Annotated in this window: 18 protein-coding genes; 14 read left to right on the top strand and 4 right to left on the bottom strand. The window is 62.3% G+C overall.

Features of this window, described 5'->3' with window-relative positions; genetic code table 11:
* Window positions 1–72 precede the first annotated feature (72 nt).
* Window positions 73–1848 (top strand): DEAD/DEAH box helicase, encoded by a 1776-nt coding sequence (locus KCX59_RS13955; protein WP_091468360.1) that lies wholly within the window; start codon window positions 73–75, stop codon window positions 1846–1848.
* Between the two features lie 88 nt (window positions 1849–1936).
* On the opposite strand, the gene KCX59_RS13950 is transcribed toward KCX59_RS13955, so the two are convergent.
* Both KCX59_RS13950 and KCX59_RS13945 read right to left on the bottom strand, forming a co-directional pair.
* Window positions 1937–2563: an isochorismatase family protein gene (locus tag KCX59_RS13950; protein ID WP_091468358.1), complete on the bottom strand. Its 627-nt coding sequence runs from the start codon at window positions 2561–2563 to the stop codon at window positions 1937–1939.
* Window positions 2563–3852, bottom strand: coding sequence for a nicotinate phosphoribosyltransferase (locus KCX59_RS13945; RefSeq protein ID WP_218649039.1), 1290 nt, complete (start codon window positions 3850–3852; stop codon window positions 2563–2565). Before KCX59_RS13945 ends, KCX59_RS13950 begins: the two co-directional genes overlap by 1 nt.
* Window positions 3853–3928: 76 nt before the next feature.
* Here KCX59_RS13945 and clpS point away from each other — a divergent pair, with 76 nt between their 5' ends.
* The 6 genes from clpS to rdgB all read left to right on the top strand — a co-directional run bounded on the left by clpS (window position 3929) and on the right by rdgB (window position 8300).
* A complete protein-coding gene (gene clpS, locus KCX59_RS13940; RefSeq protein ID WP_011775237.1) occupies window positions 3929–4291 on the top strand; it encodes an ATP-dependent Clp protease adapter ClpS in 363 nt (120 codons plus the stop codon).
* Entirely contained in the window at window positions 4284–4850 is a 567-nt protein-coding gene (locus tag KCX59_RS13935; RefSeq protein WP_178996802.1) for a DUF2017 domain-containing protein, read from the top strand. The genes clpS and KCX59_RS13935 overlap by 8 nt, the downstream gene beginning before the upstream one ends.
* An 84-nt stretch (window positions 4851–4934) precedes the next feature.
* The gene (gene murI / locus KCX59_RS13930) at window positions 4935–6005 is read left to right on the top strand and encodes a glutamate racemase (RefSeq protein WP_179017183.1); all 1071 of its coding nucleotides are present in this window, start codon (window positions 4935–4937) and stop codon (window positions 6003–6005) included.
* Window positions 6002–6799 (top strand): MBL fold metallo-hydrolase, encoded by a 798-nt coding sequence (locus KCX59_RS13925; protein WP_091468347.1) that lies wholly within the window; start codon window positions 6002–6004, stop codon window positions 6797–6799. The genes murI and KCX59_RS13925 overlap by 4 nt, the downstream gene beginning before the upstream one ends.
* Before the next feature lie 83 nt (window positions 6800–6882).
* Entirely contained in the window at window positions 6883–7641 is a 759-nt protein-coding gene (gene rph / locus KCX59_RS13920; RefSeq protein ID WP_011775233.1) for a ribonuclease PH, read from the top strand.
* Window positions 7638–8300: an RdgB/HAM1 family non-canonical purine NTP pyrophosphatase gene (gene rdgB / locus KCX59_RS13915; protein WP_091468346.1), complete on the top strand. Its 663-nt coding sequence runs from the start codon at window positions 7638–7640 to the stop codon at window positions 8298–8300. The genes rph and rdgB overlap by 4 nt, the downstream gene beginning before the upstream one ends.
* Window positions 8301–8373: 73 nt before the next feature.
* Here the strand turns inward: rdgB and KCX59_RS13910 are convergent, their stop codons facing one another.
* On the bottom strand, window positions 8374–9135 hold the full coding sequence (locus KCX59_RS13910) for a DedA family protein (RefSeq protein ID WP_178997619.1): 762 nt from the start codon (window positions 9133–9135) through the stop codon (window positions 8374–8376).
* Window positions 9136–9265: 130 nt separating this feature from the next.
* On the opposite strand from KCX59_RS13910, the gene KCX59_RS13905 reads away from it, so the two are divergent.
* The 5 genes from KCX59_RS13905 to KCX59_RS13885 all read left to right on the top strand — a co-directional run bounded on the left by KCX59_RS13905 (window position 9266) and on the right by KCX59_RS13885 (window position 13036).
* Entirely contained in the window at window positions 9266–9667 is a 402-nt protein-coding gene (locus KCX59_RS13905) for a GntR family transcriptional regulator (protein ID WP_208295805.1), read from the top strand.
* Window positions 9664–10599 (top strand): ABC transporter ATP-binding protein, encoded by a 936-nt coding sequence (locus tag KCX59_RS13900; RefSeq protein WP_179017185.1) that lies wholly within the window; start codon window positions 9664–9666, stop codon window positions 10597–10599. The genes KCX59_RS13905 and KCX59_RS13900 overlap by 4 nt, the downstream gene beginning before the upstream one ends.
* The gene (locus KCX59_RS13895; protein WP_091468336.1) at window positions 10596–11282 is read left to right on the top strand and encodes a hypothetical protein; all 687 of its coding nucleotides are present in this window, start codon (window positions 10596–10598) and stop codon (window positions 11280–11282) included. The genes KCX59_RS13900 and KCX59_RS13895 overlap by 4 nt, the downstream gene beginning before the upstream one ends.
* A gap of 94 nt (window positions 11283–11376) precedes the next feature.
* A complete protein-coding gene (locus KCX59_RS13890; RefSeq protein WP_179017186.1) occupies window positions 11377–12387 on the top strand; it encodes an exonuclease domain-containing protein in 1011 nt (336 codons plus the stop codon).
* Window positions 12388–12466: 79 nt separating this feature from the next.
* Window positions 12467–13036, top strand: coding sequence for a DUF4395 domain-containing protein (locus KCX59_RS13885; RefSeq protein ID WP_179017187.1), 570 nt, complete (start codon window positions 12467–12469; stop codon window positions 13034–13036).
* Window positions 13037–13043: 7 nt separating this feature from the next.
* Here KCX59_RS13885 and KCX59_RS13880 read toward each other — a convergent pair whose 3' ends face one another.
* Window positions 13044–14114, bottom strand: a complete 1071-nt coding sequence (locus KCX59_RS13880; protein ID WP_179017188.1) for an ADP-ribosylglycohydrolase family protein — start codon at window positions 14112–14114, stop codon at window positions 13044–13046.
* 81 nt (window positions 14115–14195) lie between these two features.
* On the opposite strand from KCX59_RS13880, the gene KCX59_RS13875 reads away from it, so the two are divergent.
* Complete coding sequence (locus KCX59_RS13875; protein ID WP_175538584.1) at window positions 14196–14552, top strand: YidH family protein; 357 nt, start codon at window positions 14196–14198, stop codon at window positions 14550–14552.
* Between the two features lie 2 nt (window positions 14553–14554).
* Window positions 14555–14899, top strand: coding sequence for a DUF202 domain-containing protein (locus KCX59_RS13870; RefSeq protein WP_091468324.1), 345 nt, complete (start codon window positions 14555–14557; stop codon window positions 14897–14899).
* Window positions 14900–15019: the final 120 nt, after the last annotated feature.

The following is a 15019-nucleotide window of genomic DNA, read 5'->3' as shown; positions in this document are numbered from 1 at the left end:
GCCTACGGTCCGCTTTGGCGTGCCCGGAAAGCCGGAGAACACCGTCTCTGCCATGAGGCCGGGGGAGTCAGCATGACAGAAACACTTTTTGGTGGACCATCCCTGCCTCCGGCGTATCCGGAGCGCGCCGCCTGGGGTACTGCGCCCAAGCTCCGTGCGTGGCAGCAAGAGGCGCTTGACCTCTACATGACCCGCAATCCGAAGGACTTCCTCGCTGTGGCAACGCCCGGCGCTGGTAAGACCACCTTTGCGCTGCGCATCGCCACCACCCTGCTGGACAGCGGTGTGGTCAACCGCATCACCATCGTGGCGCCCACTGACCACCTGAAGCGGCAGTGGGCAGACGCCGCAGCAAAAGTGGGAGTCGCCATTGATCCCAACTTTAAGAACTCCGATGGCCAACACGGCCGGGGATTCGTGGGTGTTGCCGTCACGTACGCGCAAGTAGCGAGCAAGCCCATGTTGCATCGCGCGAAGACCGAAGCGGCCCGCACCTTGGTGATCCTGGATGAAATCCACCACGGCGGCGAGGCGCTTTCGTGGGGAGACGGCCTCCGGGAGGCCTTTGATCCTGCTGCACGGCGCCTGTCCCTGACGGGTACCCCTTTCCGTTCGGACACCTCGCCAATTCCCTTCGTCGAATACGCTGAGGACCGGGACGGCATTCGCCGTTCGAAGGCTGATTACACCTACGGCTACGGAAACGCACTGCGGGACCACGTGGTGCGTCCTGTCCTGTTTATGGCCTATTCAGGCCAGATGCGCTGGCGCACCAGTGCCGGCGACGAGATGGCGGCGTCCCTAGGGGAAGCGGCTGTAACCAAGGACATCACCTCGCAGGCCTGGCGGACTGCCCTGAACCCCACGGGTGAGTGGATTCCTGCCGTCCTGGCGGCCGCAGACAAAAGGCTCGGCGAGGTTCGGAGGACCGTGCCGGACGCCGGCGGGCTGGTGATTGCCACGGACCACGATGATGCACGCGCCTACGCCGGTCAGCTGAAGAAAATAACGGGCCAATCGCCCACGGTCATTCTCTCTGATGATTCCAAGGCTTCCAGCAAGATCGAGGAGTTCTCCGCGGGGGATCAGCGATGGATGGTGGCTGTCCGCATGGTGTCCGAAGGCGTGGACGTTCCACGTCTATCGGTGGGCGTCTATGCCACTTCAACCTCAACGCCGCTCTTCTTCGCTCAGGCCGTGGGCCGCTTTGTGCGTGCCCGCAAGAGGGGCGAGACGGCGTCGGTATTCCTTCCGTCCGTACCTCCGCTGATGGTGCTGGCCAACACCATGGAGGCCGAGCGCGATCACGCATTGGACCGCCCTGAAAAGGACGACGACGGCCTCTTCAACCCGGAAGAAAACCTCATGGCGGAGGCCAACCGCGAGGACAAGGCCTCCGACGAGCTCACCAAGGGCAAGTTTGAAGCCTTGGACTCCCAGGCGTCCTTTGACCGTGTCCTTTTCGACGGCGGCGAGTTTGGCACGGGTGCCGATATCGGTTCGGATGAAGAGCTGGACTTCCTGGGAATCCCGGGGCTACTCGACGCCGAACAGGTAGGCACGTTGTTGCGTCAGCGCCAGCATGAACAGCAATCGCGCAAGAAGCGCCAGTCGCCCTTGGCAGCTGCTGCTGCGCCTGCGGTTCCTGACCACCGCATGCTGATGGACTTGCGCAACGAGCTGGCTAAGAACGTGGCCGCCTGGTCCGCCCGCACCGGCACTCCCCATGGGGTGGTTCATACCAAACTTCGTGAAGTGTGTGGGGGTCCCGCTGTGGCCCAGGCGAACGAGGAACAGCTGCAGGCGCGCCTGCGAAAGCTCCAGGACTGGTTCATCGGCAGGAAGTAGCTGGCTCCAAAGTCAGCAAAAAGCAAAAACCAGGGAGGGCGCCGCGGTTGCGGCGCCCTCCCTGGTTTTGAGCTTGAGAAGGGCGGTTTCAGTCCCGTTCGACTTCGACGCCGGCGGCTTCCATTTCGTCGTAGGCGCCCGAAAGGTCCTCGGCGATTCCGGCTGTGAGTTCAGCGATGACCGTCGTGGTGTAACCGGCCTGGACGGCATCCAGTGCCGTGGCCTTGACGCAGTAGTCCGTAGCCAGCCCTACCACAACCACTTCTTCGACGTCGTGGCTCTGCAGCCAGTCATCGAGCCCTATCGCGTCTTCATCGAGGACCTCCGCTACGGCGGTGCCTGCCTTCAGGTCGCCGGTGGGGACATCGTCTTCAGGAGCCAGGACTCCCTCGAAGCCTGAGTAAGCCGCAGTGAACTGTCCTTTTCGGAAGTACGCCTGGATGTACTCGGGGTCAAGGTCTTCGTGGAGTTCGGCACCTTTGCTCCTTGCCCTGCAGTGCGGAGGCCAGGAGTCAACCATGTCGGGGTCGTCTGAAAAGTGGTCGCCGGGCTCGATGTGCCAATCCTGGGTGGCCACGATGTGGTCAAAGTGTTGCTGGTTGGCGTCCACGTACTCGGTGATGGCACCTGCTACGGCGGCGCCACCTTCGACTGCGAGCGTTCCACCCTCGCAGAAGTCATTTTGTACATCGACGATGATCAGGGCCCTGGACATCAGTTCTCCTCGTAGATGGTGGGGATGGCAGCCTCGCCGCGCTGCAGGCGGTTTACGACGGCGGGCAGCTCGGCCATGGTGGCCGCGTGCCGTTCACGGGCACGGATGACGCCTTCAGGTCCGGTCCATCCCGGCAGCACTTCGCCGTTCTTGACGAACTGGTGGAGCAGGACGCGGTCGTTGCCGTCGTCTTCGGGGCGGTGGCCGATCCCAACGATTTCCTGGGTGGCCCGGCCTCGTTCGTTGAGCTTGCGGAGGGCGTATTTGCGTCCACCCACGCTGGCCTTGTTTTTTGCGGCCTTGGCAACCGAAATGAATTCGCCGGCGTCGTTCGTGCGGCTGACCAGCTTGTACACCATGCTGGCCGTTGGTGCCCCGGAACCGGTGACCAGGGAAGTGCCAACGCCGTAGGAGTCCACCGGCGCGGACTGGAGGGCGGCAATGGCGAATTCGTCGAGGTCCGAGGTGACCACGATGCGGGTGTTGACGTTGCCCAGGTCATCCAGCATTTGGCGTACCCACTGCGCCTGGGCAATGAGGTCGCCGGAGTCCAGCCGGACTGCGCCGAGTTTGTCACCGGCCAGCTCGACGGCGGTGCGCACAGCCGTCTCGACGTCATAGGTATCCACCAGCAGGGAAGTGCCCGGACCGAATGCGGCGATCTGTGCCTCGAAGGCCTCGCGCTCGGTGTCATGAAGGAGCGTGAAGGAGTGCGCTGCCGTGCCGACGGTCTTGATGCCGTAGCGCCGTCCGGCTTCCAGGTTGGAGGTGCTGGCGAAGCCGGCAATCACGGCGGCGCGGGCTGCCGCCGTCGCTGATTCCTCCTGGGTGCGCCGGGAACCCATCTCGATGCAGGGGCGTGTGCCGGCCGCCGAGGTCATCCTTGAAGCCGCGGAAGCAATGGCGCTGTCGTGGTTGAGGACCGAGAGGACGAAGGTTTCCAGGATGCAGGCCTCGGCGAACGTCGATTCGACGATGAGGATGGGGGAGTTGGGGAAGTAGGCGTCACCTTCTGCGTAGCCCCAGATGTCGCCGCTGAATTTGTAGTCGGCGAGGTAGTCCAGCGTTTCCTGGTTGACCACTTTGTTCTGCTCGAGGAAGGCAAGTTCGTCGTCGCCGAACCGGAAGTCGGCAATGCCTTCCAACAGGCGGCCCGTGCCGCCCACCACGCCATAGCGGCGGCCGTCCGGCAGCCGCCGGGCGAATGCTTCGAACACTGATCGGCGGTGCGCGGCGCCCGAGTGTAAGGCTGCCTGAAGCATGGTCAGTTCGTAGTGGTCTGTGTACAAGGAAGTTGCGGGGTGGTCCCACGACGAGGCTCTACTCACGGATTCACTCTAGTGCGAGCCGCCATAGAATGGACAGATGAGCCCTAGCGTTGCGTATGGCACGGACATCGATGAGCGGACGAAAGCTGCAGAGCAATCGTCCACCGATGTCCTGACAGCCCCTGATATCCCGTGGAACCTTGTGATCTGGAATGATCCCGTGAATCTGATGAGCTACGTGAGCTATGTGTTCCAGAGTTACTTCGGCTACTCCGAGTCCAAAGCCCACAAGCTGATGATGGAGGTCCATAAGAAGGGCCGGTCCATTGTGGCCCACGGCAGTAAGGAACAAGTGGAACAGCACGCGGTGGCCATGCACGGGTTTGGTCTCTGGGCCACTGTGGAAAAGGCCGCGAGCGGCAACGAAACACCTGGAAAGGGCGGCCGCCAGCGTGGCTAAGGCATTCAAGTACGGCCTCAAGGGCATCAGCGGATACCTGGAGCCGGCGGAGCGTGACCTCCTGCGCGGATTGCTTGACGACGTCATTTCCATGCTGGAATCGGATGTCCGGGAAAACGAAGACCCGCTGGCAGCGCTGATCGGCTTGGATATGGACGTCAAGCAGCCCAGCGACCGCGCCCTGTTGCGTCTCCTGCCGAACGTCATGAAGGACGACGACGGCGGCTCGCTGGAGTTCCGCCAGCTCACCGAACGCTCTGTGCGGGAAAACAAGATCGGCGCCTTGAGGGCTGCAGCTTTAGGCCTGGACAAGAACGAGCTCGTTCTGACGCCGGAGGACGCTACCCGCTGGTCGATGGCGTTGAACGACGTCCGGCTTGTACTGGCCGAACGCCTGGACATTCGTGATGAAGCGGATGCCGAGCACATCCACAGCATGCAGGATTGGAGCCAGGCGGAGGACGTGGAGAGTTACCTGGCCCTTGTCTACAACTTCACTACGTGGCTCCAGGAGTCTTTGGTGCAGGCGATGATGGCCGCAAGGCAGGCGAAATCCTAAGCCGGATGGCGGGTTGCTGCTTCTGCCCTGAAACAAATGCGACTGCCCTGTGACAAATCAGACACGAGGCGGAGAGCACAGGTAATGGCCGCACACCACGGGAAGCCTTATTCTCGAATAATTATGACTTCATCATCGGGTTCCACAAGCGGCGCGTTGGGCAATGACGCCCCCATCGGCAACGTTGAACTCATAGGGGCACGGCCAATCGGCATTTTTGACTCAGGTGTGGGTGGATTGACGGTGGCGCGTTCCATCATCGACCAACTCCCGAACGAATCAATCCTCTATGTGGGCGACACCGCAAACGGCCCTTATGGTCCACTTCCCATTGCCGAGGTCCGGGCGAATGCGCTTGGCGTTATGGACGAGCTGGTGGATTCAGGGGTGAAGTTGCTGACCATCGCCTGCAACTCGGCCTCTGCCGCGGTGCTCCGTGATGCCAGGGAACGCTATACAGCCCGGTATGGCATACCTGTCATCGAGGTCATCCAACCGGCAGTCCGGCGGGCGGTCTCTGCTACCCGTTCCGGCAGGATCGGTGTCATCGGAACCTCGGCCACTGTAGGGTCCAGGGCTTATGAAGACACGTTCGCTGCCGCTCCGGACCTGACGATTACATCCGTGGCCTGCCCGGCGTTCGTGAACTTCGTGGAAGCCGGAATCACCACCGGTCCGGATCTCCTGGCCGCCGCCAATGAATACCTGGAGCCACTTAAGGACGCCGGAGTAGACACTGTGGTCCTGGGTTGCACCCACTACCCACTGCTGACCGGCGTCATCTCATTCGTCATGGGCGAGGACGTCACGCTTGTCTCCAGCGCCGAAGAGACCGCCAAGGACGTCTACCGCGCCTTGGCCAACCACGGCATCCAGCGGACAGAGTCCCAAGCACCCAGCCACGAATTCATAGCCACTGGCGATGCCACCCAGTTCGAGGCCCTGGCCCGCCGCTTCCTGGGCCCGGAGGTCCTCTCCGTGAAGCACGTGGACCACGTTGCGGCCCAGTACCCCACAGGCAGCCTTGCCCGCATCACTCCCGAGATGCTGGAAGCGGCACGATCGGGAGCGGGGCTGTCCCGCCGCTCGTACTTCGTCCAGCCCGGGGACGCGCTCGCCGGCGGCACCGGCACAACCATGGGGCGTGGCCTGTGAAGCTGACCATAGTGGGCTGCACAGGCTCGTTCCCCGGTCCGGGTTCGCCGGCGTCGTGCTATCTGGTGACGGCCCACGACGGTGAGCGCGAGTGGAAGATCGTGATGGACCTGGGCAGCGGTGCCTTGGGCGCCATCCAGCGCTACACGGACTTGGAAGACATCGACGCGATCTTCCTCACCCACCTGCACCCCGATCACTGCATGGACCTCTGCGGCCTGCACGTCGCGGTCCGGTGGAAGCCCGGTGGATGGGGCCGGGATCGCCTGCCGGTTTGGGGTCCTGCAGCTACTGCAGACAGAATGGCCACCGCCTATGGGCTGGACTTGGATCCCGGCATGCACGAGGAATTCGACTTCACCAACTGGACCGAGCTCAAGCCGGTCACAGTGGGGCCGTTCACAGTGACCCCCTTCGCCGTTAATCACCCCGTTGAAGAGGCATATGCCTTGCGGGTCACGGCCACGGAACCGGGCAAGGACGGCGTATCCGTGACCAAGATCCTGACGTATTCGGGGGACACCGATTCCTGCCAGGGACTCGAAGATGCCGCGAGGGACTCAGACCTGTTCCTTTGTGAGGCGGCCTTCGAGGAAGGCCGCGACGACGGCATCAAGGACGTCCACCTCACCGGTAAGCGTGCGGGCGAGGCCGCCATGAATGCAGGTGCCAAGCGCCTCCTCCTGACGCACATCCCGGTATGGACTTCACAGACCAAAGTGCTGTCCGAGGCCAAACCGGTCTTCACCGGTGACGTGGCTGTTGCCGTAGCCGGGGTCCACTACACAATTTAGCTGTCCGCTTGACCCAGCTGTTCGCTTCGATCCAACTTTGCAGGGCGTCGGGTTGGGGCCCTCAGCTTGGCTAAGCTTGAACCATGACTTCTGAAGCTACAGCCACTCCCGTCATCCGCGCCGATGGCCGGACCCCTGACCAACTGCGACCCATCAGCATTACCCGCGGCTGGTCCAAGCAGGCAGAGGGCTCGGCGCTGATCGAGTTCGGGAACACCCGGGTTCTGTGCACAGCTTCGCTGACCGAGGGTGTGCCCCGCTGGCTCAAGGGCGAAGGCCGCGGCTGGGTAACTGCTGAGTACGCCATGCTTCCCCGGGCCACGAACACCCGGTCCGACCGCGAGTCGGTCAAGGGCAAGATTGGTGGCCGCACCCACGAGATCTCGCGCCTCATTGGCCGCTCGCTGCGCTCCATCATCGACACCAAGGCGCTGGGTGAAAACACGATCGTTTTGGACTGCGACGTCCTCCAGGCCGACGGCGGTACACGCACTGCCGCGATCACCGGTGCCTATGTGGCGCTGGCGGAAGCCATCCGTTTTGCCCGTGAGAACAAGCTGATCGCCCGCAACGCGGAGCCCTTGGTGGACACCATCGCGGCAGTTTCCGTGGGCATCATCGATGGCGTTCCGATGCTGGACCTGCCGTACGTGGAAGACGTCCGCGCGGAGACCGATATGAATGTGGTGGTCACAGGTTCGGGCAAATTTGTGGAAGTTCAGGGAACTGCAGAAGGGGCCCCGTTCGATCGCGACGAACTCAATGCGCTGCTTGATCTCGCCCTCCTCGGCACCACCCAGCTGTCCGCAATCCAGCGCGAGACGCTGGCGGAAGCTCCGTGAGCGGCACGCCGATTCCCGGGGCTCCACGCCTCGTCCTGGCAACACACAATAAGGGCAAGCTGAAGGAGCTCCGCGAACTTCTCCGGGGCCAGGTTCCAGGGCTCGACGTCGACACCCAGGTGGTGGACGCCGCTGCGGCAGGTGCCCCGGATGTTGCCGAAACCGGTGTTACCTTTGCCGAGAACTCCCTCCTCAAGGCCAGGGCCGTGGCGGAAGCGACGGGCCTGCCGGCCATCGCTGACGACTCCGGATTGGCCGTTGATGTGCTGGGCGGGGCTCCCGGTATTTTTTCGGCACGCTGGTCCGGCAGGCACGGCGATGACGTCGCCAACCTGAACCTGTTGCTGGCACAGCTCTCTGACGTTCCGGACTCGTTCCGCGGCGCTGCGTTCGTCTGTGCGGCTGCGCTGGCGGTCCCGGGTCCCGACGGCATTGCCCGCGAGACTGTTGAGTATGGCCAGTTGGAAGGGGCGCTCCTGCGCGAGCCGCGCGGGGAGGGCGGCTTCGGCTACGACCCCGTGCTGCAACCTGCCGGGATGGATCGGAGCTGTGCCGAGCTTAGCTCTGAGGAGAAGAACGCCATCAGCCACCGGGGGCAGGCGTTCCGCGCATTGCTTCCCGCCATCGTGTCGGCGTTGTCCGAGGCTGGTTCGAACTAGTTCCTTCGTGGACGCAAAAGGCACCCCGCTGTGCGGGGTGCCTTTTTGCTGCGCTTTGGCGGTTGCCTGAGCCTTAGTGCTCGCTGTGCTTGCCGCCCTCGTGCTCCTCGATGAACTCTTCCACGGGGTCGGTGCCTTCGGCCGCGGCCCTGCGCTTGGCCATGAATCCCCGGCCGATCTCAATGAAGATCGGGATGACGGAGATCAGGACGATGACGATGAAGATGATGTCGATGTTGTTGCCAACCCACTCAAACTGGCCAAGCCATGCGCCGAGCAAGGTAACGCCGCCGCCCCAGAGGACTGCGCCAATGACGTTGAAGAGGAAGAATTTGCGCTTGTCCATCTGCGCAACACCCACGATCACCGGCACGAAAGTGCGGATGATGGGAACGAACCGAGCCAGGATCAAAGCCTTGCCGCCGTGCTTTTCGAAGAACGCGTGGGCGCTCTCCACGTTTTCCTTCTTGAACAGCCGTGAATCCGGCTTATTGAAGATTGCCGGGCCGGCCTTGGACCCGATGAGGTAGCCGGTTTGGTTGCCGATGATGGCAGCCACGATGATCATGGCGCACATGGCCCACAGATTGAACTCGATGGCGCCGGTGGAGACCAGGAGTCCTGCCGTAAACAGCATGGAGTCACCGGGCAGGAAGAACCCCACCAAGAGGCCTGTTTCCGCGAACACAATGGCGCAGACCAGGAGGACCACCCACGGTCCCAAAGGTGAATCGCGGAGGAAGACGTCGGGGTTCAGCCAGTCCGGCAGGAACGAAGCCATAGGCGGCGAAACCGGTCCCGCGCCTCCGAAGGTGGATACGGCAAGGTCGCTTATCGCAGAAAAGATCACCCATTAAGCCTACTTGACGGCCGTCGTCGAATTTTTCCCGGTTATTCCTTGACTGCTGGTTTGCTGGTTGTATGGTTAGTTACATGAGTAATGAACCAGTAAGGCGGTGGTGCTCATGATCGATGACAGCAAGCCGATCTTCATGCAAATCGCCGAACTCATCGAAAACGGAATCGTGGACGGCACCATGGCTGAAGAGTCGCAGGTTCCTTCCACCAATGAGTTCGCCGCTTTCCACCGCATCAACCCGGCGACTGCCGCGAAGGGCGTCAATCTGCTGGTGGATTCAGGAATTCTCTATAAACGCAGGGGGATAGGGATGTTCGTCGCCACAGGAGCGCGCGCCCAGTTGGTAGCACGCCGCACCGAGGAATTCTTCGAGCAGTACGTCAAGCCGCTCGCAATGGAGGCCCGAAAGCTGGGTATCTCACCAGAGCAGCTGAACACGATGATCGAACGCAGCTCCGGGCTTGCACCGGAAACCGGGACAGACAAGGAAAGGAGCGCGGCCCTGTGAACGACACCATCGTCGAGGCCCGTAACCTGATCAAGCATTACAAAGACCTCAACGCTCTGGACAACGTTAACCTCAGCCTCTCGGCGAACCGCATTTACGGCTTGCTGGGACGCAACGGTGCGGGCAAGACCACGTTGATGTCAATCCTCACCGCCCAAGCCTTCGCCACTTCCGGCGAAGCCCTGGTTTTTGGCGCCAGCGCCTACGAGAACGATGCCGTATTGTCCCGGATCTGCTTCATCCGTGAATCGCAGAAATACCCGGACGACTTCCAGCCGCAGCACGCCTTCCGCTCCGCGGCGCTCTTCTACAAGAACTGGGACCAAGGATTCGCTGACCGCCTCGCCGAAGACTTCCAGCTTCCCGTCAAGCGCCGGATCAAGAAGCTCTCACGTGGTCAGCTGTCCGCCGTCGGAGTCATCATTGGCCTCGCCTCGCGCGCAGAACTGACGTTCTTCGATGAGCCGTACCTGGGTCTCGACGCCGTCGCACGGCAACTGTTCTACGACCGCCTGGTGGAGGACTACGCCGAACACCCCCGCACCATCATCCTTTCCTCACACTTGATCGACGAGGTAGCGAACCTCCTTGAACACGTCATCGTGATTGACCGGGGACGGATCATCATGGACGCCGATGCCGACGAGATCCGGGGTTCGGCTGTCACTGTGTCAGGTTCCGCAGACAAGGTGGACGCCTACCTCGCCGGCCGCAGGATCCTGCACCGCGAAACGCTGGGGTCCTTGGCCTCCGTGACGGTGGACGAGGTTCTCAGCGGCCGTGAACGCACCGAAGCCCAGGAGTTGGGCCTTGAACTATCGCCGGTGTCCTTGCAGCAGCTGGTGGTGCGGAAGACCATGGCCGGTACCGAAGCCGGCCTCTCATCAAATACCGGAGACTTCGCCGATGACACGATGGAGGCAAAGCGATGAGCAGGACGCTGGCAGTTGCCCGGATGCAGCTGATCAACAAGTGGACGTACATCGGATGGCCGTTGACCATCCTGGCGGCATCCTTCCTGATGTCGCTTGCTATCTTCGCGCTCATTCCCGTCACTGAGGGGAAAAATGGTGGCGGCAGCCAAGCGCCCCTGTGGTATTTCCTGGTCCTTGGAATCCAGAGCATGACCTTGGTCTTCCCCTTCTCCCAGGGCCTCAGTATCAGCCGGCGTGCGTTCTACCTGGGAACCCTGGGTCTCTTCTCACTGATCGCGGTCGGGATGACAGTGCTCTATATGCTGGGTGGCGTCATCGAACGGGCAACCAACGGCTGGGGTGTCGATGGCTACTTCTTCAATATCCCTTGGGTCACGGATGGTCCTTGGTACTCGACAGCAGCATTCTTCTTCGTGCTGATGATGTTCATGTTCATCATCGGGTTCTGGTTCGCCACCATCTTCAAGCGTTGGGGCACCACTGGAACGCTGGTCTCAACCTTGGGCACAACCGTCGCCCTGATCGGTGCCGCTGCCCTCACGACGTTCTTGCAGGGGTGGGGACACGTTGGCGGTTGGTTTGCCCAGCAGACGCCGCTTAGCATCAGCGGATGGGCTGCGCTGCTGTGCGTCATCCTGGCGGCCGGTTCCTACACAACCCTTCGCAGGGCCACCCCATAGGCTCAAATGTAGCGTTGGCCACAATGCCGGACGGAAGGGCCGCCCCGCCGCGGAAATCGGCAAGGGCGGCCTTTTCCACCTGTAATCTTGTCCAGTGGCATTGGACTTTACGGCGATCGACTTTGAAACAGCCAACGGCTTCCGGGGGTCGCCGTGTTCGGTAGGCCTCAGTAAAGTCCGTGGCGGAGTAGTAGTGGAGGAAGCCTCCTGGCTCATGCGCCCGCCCGAAAACCACGATCACTTCGAGTTCCACAACACGCGCATCCACGGCATCCGCGCCGAAGACGTCGCTGATCGCCCGCGGTTCGGGGAGCTCTTCCCGGAAATTGGCGCCTTCATCGGTGACGACGTACTCGCTGCCCACAACGCAGCCTTCGACCTCGGCGTTATCCGGTCAGGCCTGGAAGTCTCCGGTCTTGCCGGGCCAGCATACGACTATGTGTGTACTGTGATGCTGTCCCGCCGCTGCTACTCATTGGTGTCCAACTCTTTGCCCTATGCCGCCGAGGAGGCAGGCGTTCCCCTGGTCAACCACCACGACGCCGCGGAAGACGCCCGTGCCTGCGCCGGAATCCTTGTGGACATCGCCCGACGGAACAGCGCCAACAGCATTGCCGAACTCTACCTTTCCCTTGGCCTCAACCTGCCGAAGCAACCTGCCTTCGATCCATCCCAAGGTCTGTCCAAAGCGACCATGTCCGCCCTCGCTGCCAGAACCGGAAGCTTCGCAGAACGAACATTGGAGCGAGCACTTGGCGTCCCCAGCGGTTTTCAGAGCTGGCCGGAGGAGGGCCCAAACCCCTTGCCGAACCCGGCTGCGGAACCCGGACATCCGCTCTTCGGCCAGACAGTTGTCTTCACAGGCGACCTCGCCATCACCAGGCCGGAGGCGAAATCCCGCGCCGCGGACATGGGGGCACGTCCGGAAAGCCGGGTCACCGCGCGCACCACTGTTCTGATCGTCGGTGATGGCTTCGTGGCAGGCGACCTTCGCGCCGGCCGACTCACTGGCAAAGCCAAACGGGTCCTGGAACTGCATGCCAGGGGCCAGCAAATCGAGGTTGTTTCTGAGGGCGAGTTCCTGCAGATGGTGGGCGGCGCGTAACCTTCCGGCCGCCGGGTCATCTGGTCACACTGCGCAATAATCCTTCCCGCCGGAAGAGTGGCACTCCTAGCCTTGGGGGATGACCAAGTCAGCCCTTCCCCAAGCTCCCGAGCGCCGTCCTGCCAGCGGTCCCGCTCCTTCTGGCGCTGCAACAAACGGTGGGTCTGGTTGGCGGGCTTTTTTCGCTTTCCCCAATCCCGTCAATGAATATGCTGCCCGGATCACGGCCGGACTGGTTGTGGTGATGGCCGTCGCCACCTTGCTGACCGGCTGGGGTTGGGGCTTGGTGGTACTTGCCGTCGGATTCTGGCTTCGCGTGCTGTTTGGACCACGGATCTCCCCGCTCGCTCTTCTGTCAGTCAAGGTGTTGGCACCAAGGATCGGGCACGCCAAGCTTGTGGCCGGTCCTCCCAAGCGGTTCGCCCAAGGGATCGGCGCCGCACTGACGAGTGCCGCCGTCGTGCTGTTTTTCACCGGCTTCCAGCCAGCCGCCTGGATTCTGCTGGCGCTGCTGATCGTGGCGGCTTCGCTGGAAGCGTTTGTGGGTTTCTGCCTCGGCTGCGCGATCTTTGGGTTCCTTCAGCGCAGGGGCCTCATCCCCGTGGACGTGTGCGAGGCCTGCAACAACGTGACGCTCCGCCGGATATAGCTATTGTTTAGCCGGTGGTGACGGCAAGCAATCTGTCCGCCATGCCGCGAATGACTTCCGGCGCTTCCAGGGACTCGAGCCAGTCGGACGGCAGGCCGTCTTCGCCGTAGTAGGCCCCCAGGATGTTTCCCGCAATGGAGCCTGTGGAGTCGCTGTCGCCGCTGTGGTTGATGGCCAAGGATATTGCATTGCGGAAGTGTTCTGCCGACGTTCCGCCGCTGGTGGCCAGCACAGCGTAAAGCCCGACGGCGAGTGCTTCCTCTGCGACCCAGCCCTCACCGAGCGCTGTGGTCAGTCCTTCCGGGTCCAGTGGGGCAGGCTGCAACGACAACTGCAGGGCGGCTTCCAGCCGCTCCGCCAGCTCGGGTGCTTTGGTGGGGACACCGTTGACATAGCTGAGGGCCTCGATAGCGGAGGTGCGGATGTCGCTTCCGGCCACGATGTTGTGGATCAGCAGGCTGAATGCTGCTGCGCTGAGTCGCGCCGAAGGGTGTCCGTGCGTCAAGGAGGCGGCGTCCGAGCTGAGTTTGTAGACGGCTTCCCTTGAAATGTGGGGGATGAGTCCGAATGGGGCAGAACGCATCACAGTGCCGCAACCTTTGGAGTCGGCGTTGACCGGCCGTGCAACTGTTCCCATTTCCCCCGTTGCCAAACCACTGAGGCAGGCATTTCCGGGTGCCCGGCGGTGACGCAGGACCTCCTGGGCGTCGATCCAGCGCGGTTGCGGCACAGGAGCGGAGGAGGCAACAGCAACATCCTGGGTAGCGAGCCAGCGGAGGTAGGCCAGCCAAAGGCAGGCGATTTCGTCCGCCGCTAAGCCGTCGTTGGCCCATTCGAGCGCTTCCACAAGACCGTCAACGGTGTACAAGGTCATTTGCGTGTCGTCCGAGAAGTGGCTGCGGCCGTCGAGTTGCGCGAAAGACGTCAGGCCGCCGGAACCATAGCGGGCACGGATCGCGGCAATGGAGTCGAACTCCACGGCATAACCAAGGGAATCACCCAGGGCTCCTCCCAGAAGTGACCCGTGCACTCGGGATTCGAAGGAAGGAACAGCGGGGGATTTAGGCTCAACACTCATGCCAGTAACTTACCGTGCCCGTGAACCGCCGCTGATATGGTGGGGAAGCTGCACGGCACTGACAAAACTTGGAGTGACATTTTGCGTGAACCTGCTTGGCGACGGACAGGCAAGACGCCCGACTACAGGTTTTCCCTTGCCAACGAACGCACCTTCCTCGCGTGGATCCGCACGTCCCTGGCATTGCTCGCCGGCGCGGTTGCCGTTGACCAGCTGGCCCCGAACATCGCGCCCACACCCGTCCGGCTGGTCCTTTGTGTCTTGCTGGCACTGGTCGGGGCCGGGCTGGCGGCGCTTTCCTACCGCCGTTGGGGGCAGATGGAAGCGGCGATGCGCAACGATCAGGCGCTTCCGTTCTCCAGGGTCATGCTGTTCATGACCATTGTTGTTGCCGTAGCGGCGTTCGCCTTCGCTGTGCTGATATTGGTGGCGCGGTAAGCATGGAAGTCCGCGACCCCGGGTTGCAGCCCGAGCGCACCACCTTGGCATGGCGCCGGACGCTGATCTCGTTGGTAGTAGTGGACCTGTTCATTTGGCGGAGTTGGCTGACGTCTGAGCCCTCCACGGGCAACCTCGTCGCCGGTCTCCCCGGACTTGATTACCAAGGGATCTGTGCACTCATGGCGGCACTTGCCACCATCGTGCTGGCGTCCGTGGTGTGGGTTCGCTCACGCCAACTCCAGGTCGGAAACGAGGCGGCATCAGCCCGGCTTGTCCTGGTCAGCACGCTGGCTGTGATGGGCCTTGGTGCCACTGCCATCGCTGCCATTGCCTTGGGTGGATAAGCTTGGAGGCGGGATTCAGCAACCGTCCAGACTCTGCTGGCAGGATACTCAGTGGCTTTGGGCTTGCGTTACCCCTGCCAATACCAGCGTGCAGCCGGTCAATCCGGCATCCATACCAAC

Origin of the sequence: Paenarthrobacter nitroguajacolicus (genome assembly GCF_051027655.1) — a bacterium.
In the GTDB taxonomy this organism is placed as follows: Bacteria; Actinomycetota; Actinomycetes; order Actinomycetales; family Micrococcaceae; genus Arthrobacter; species Arthrobacter nitroguajacolicus.
Note: the sequence above shows the minus strand (reverse complement) of the source record. Positions and strands in the feature narration are given on the sequence as shown.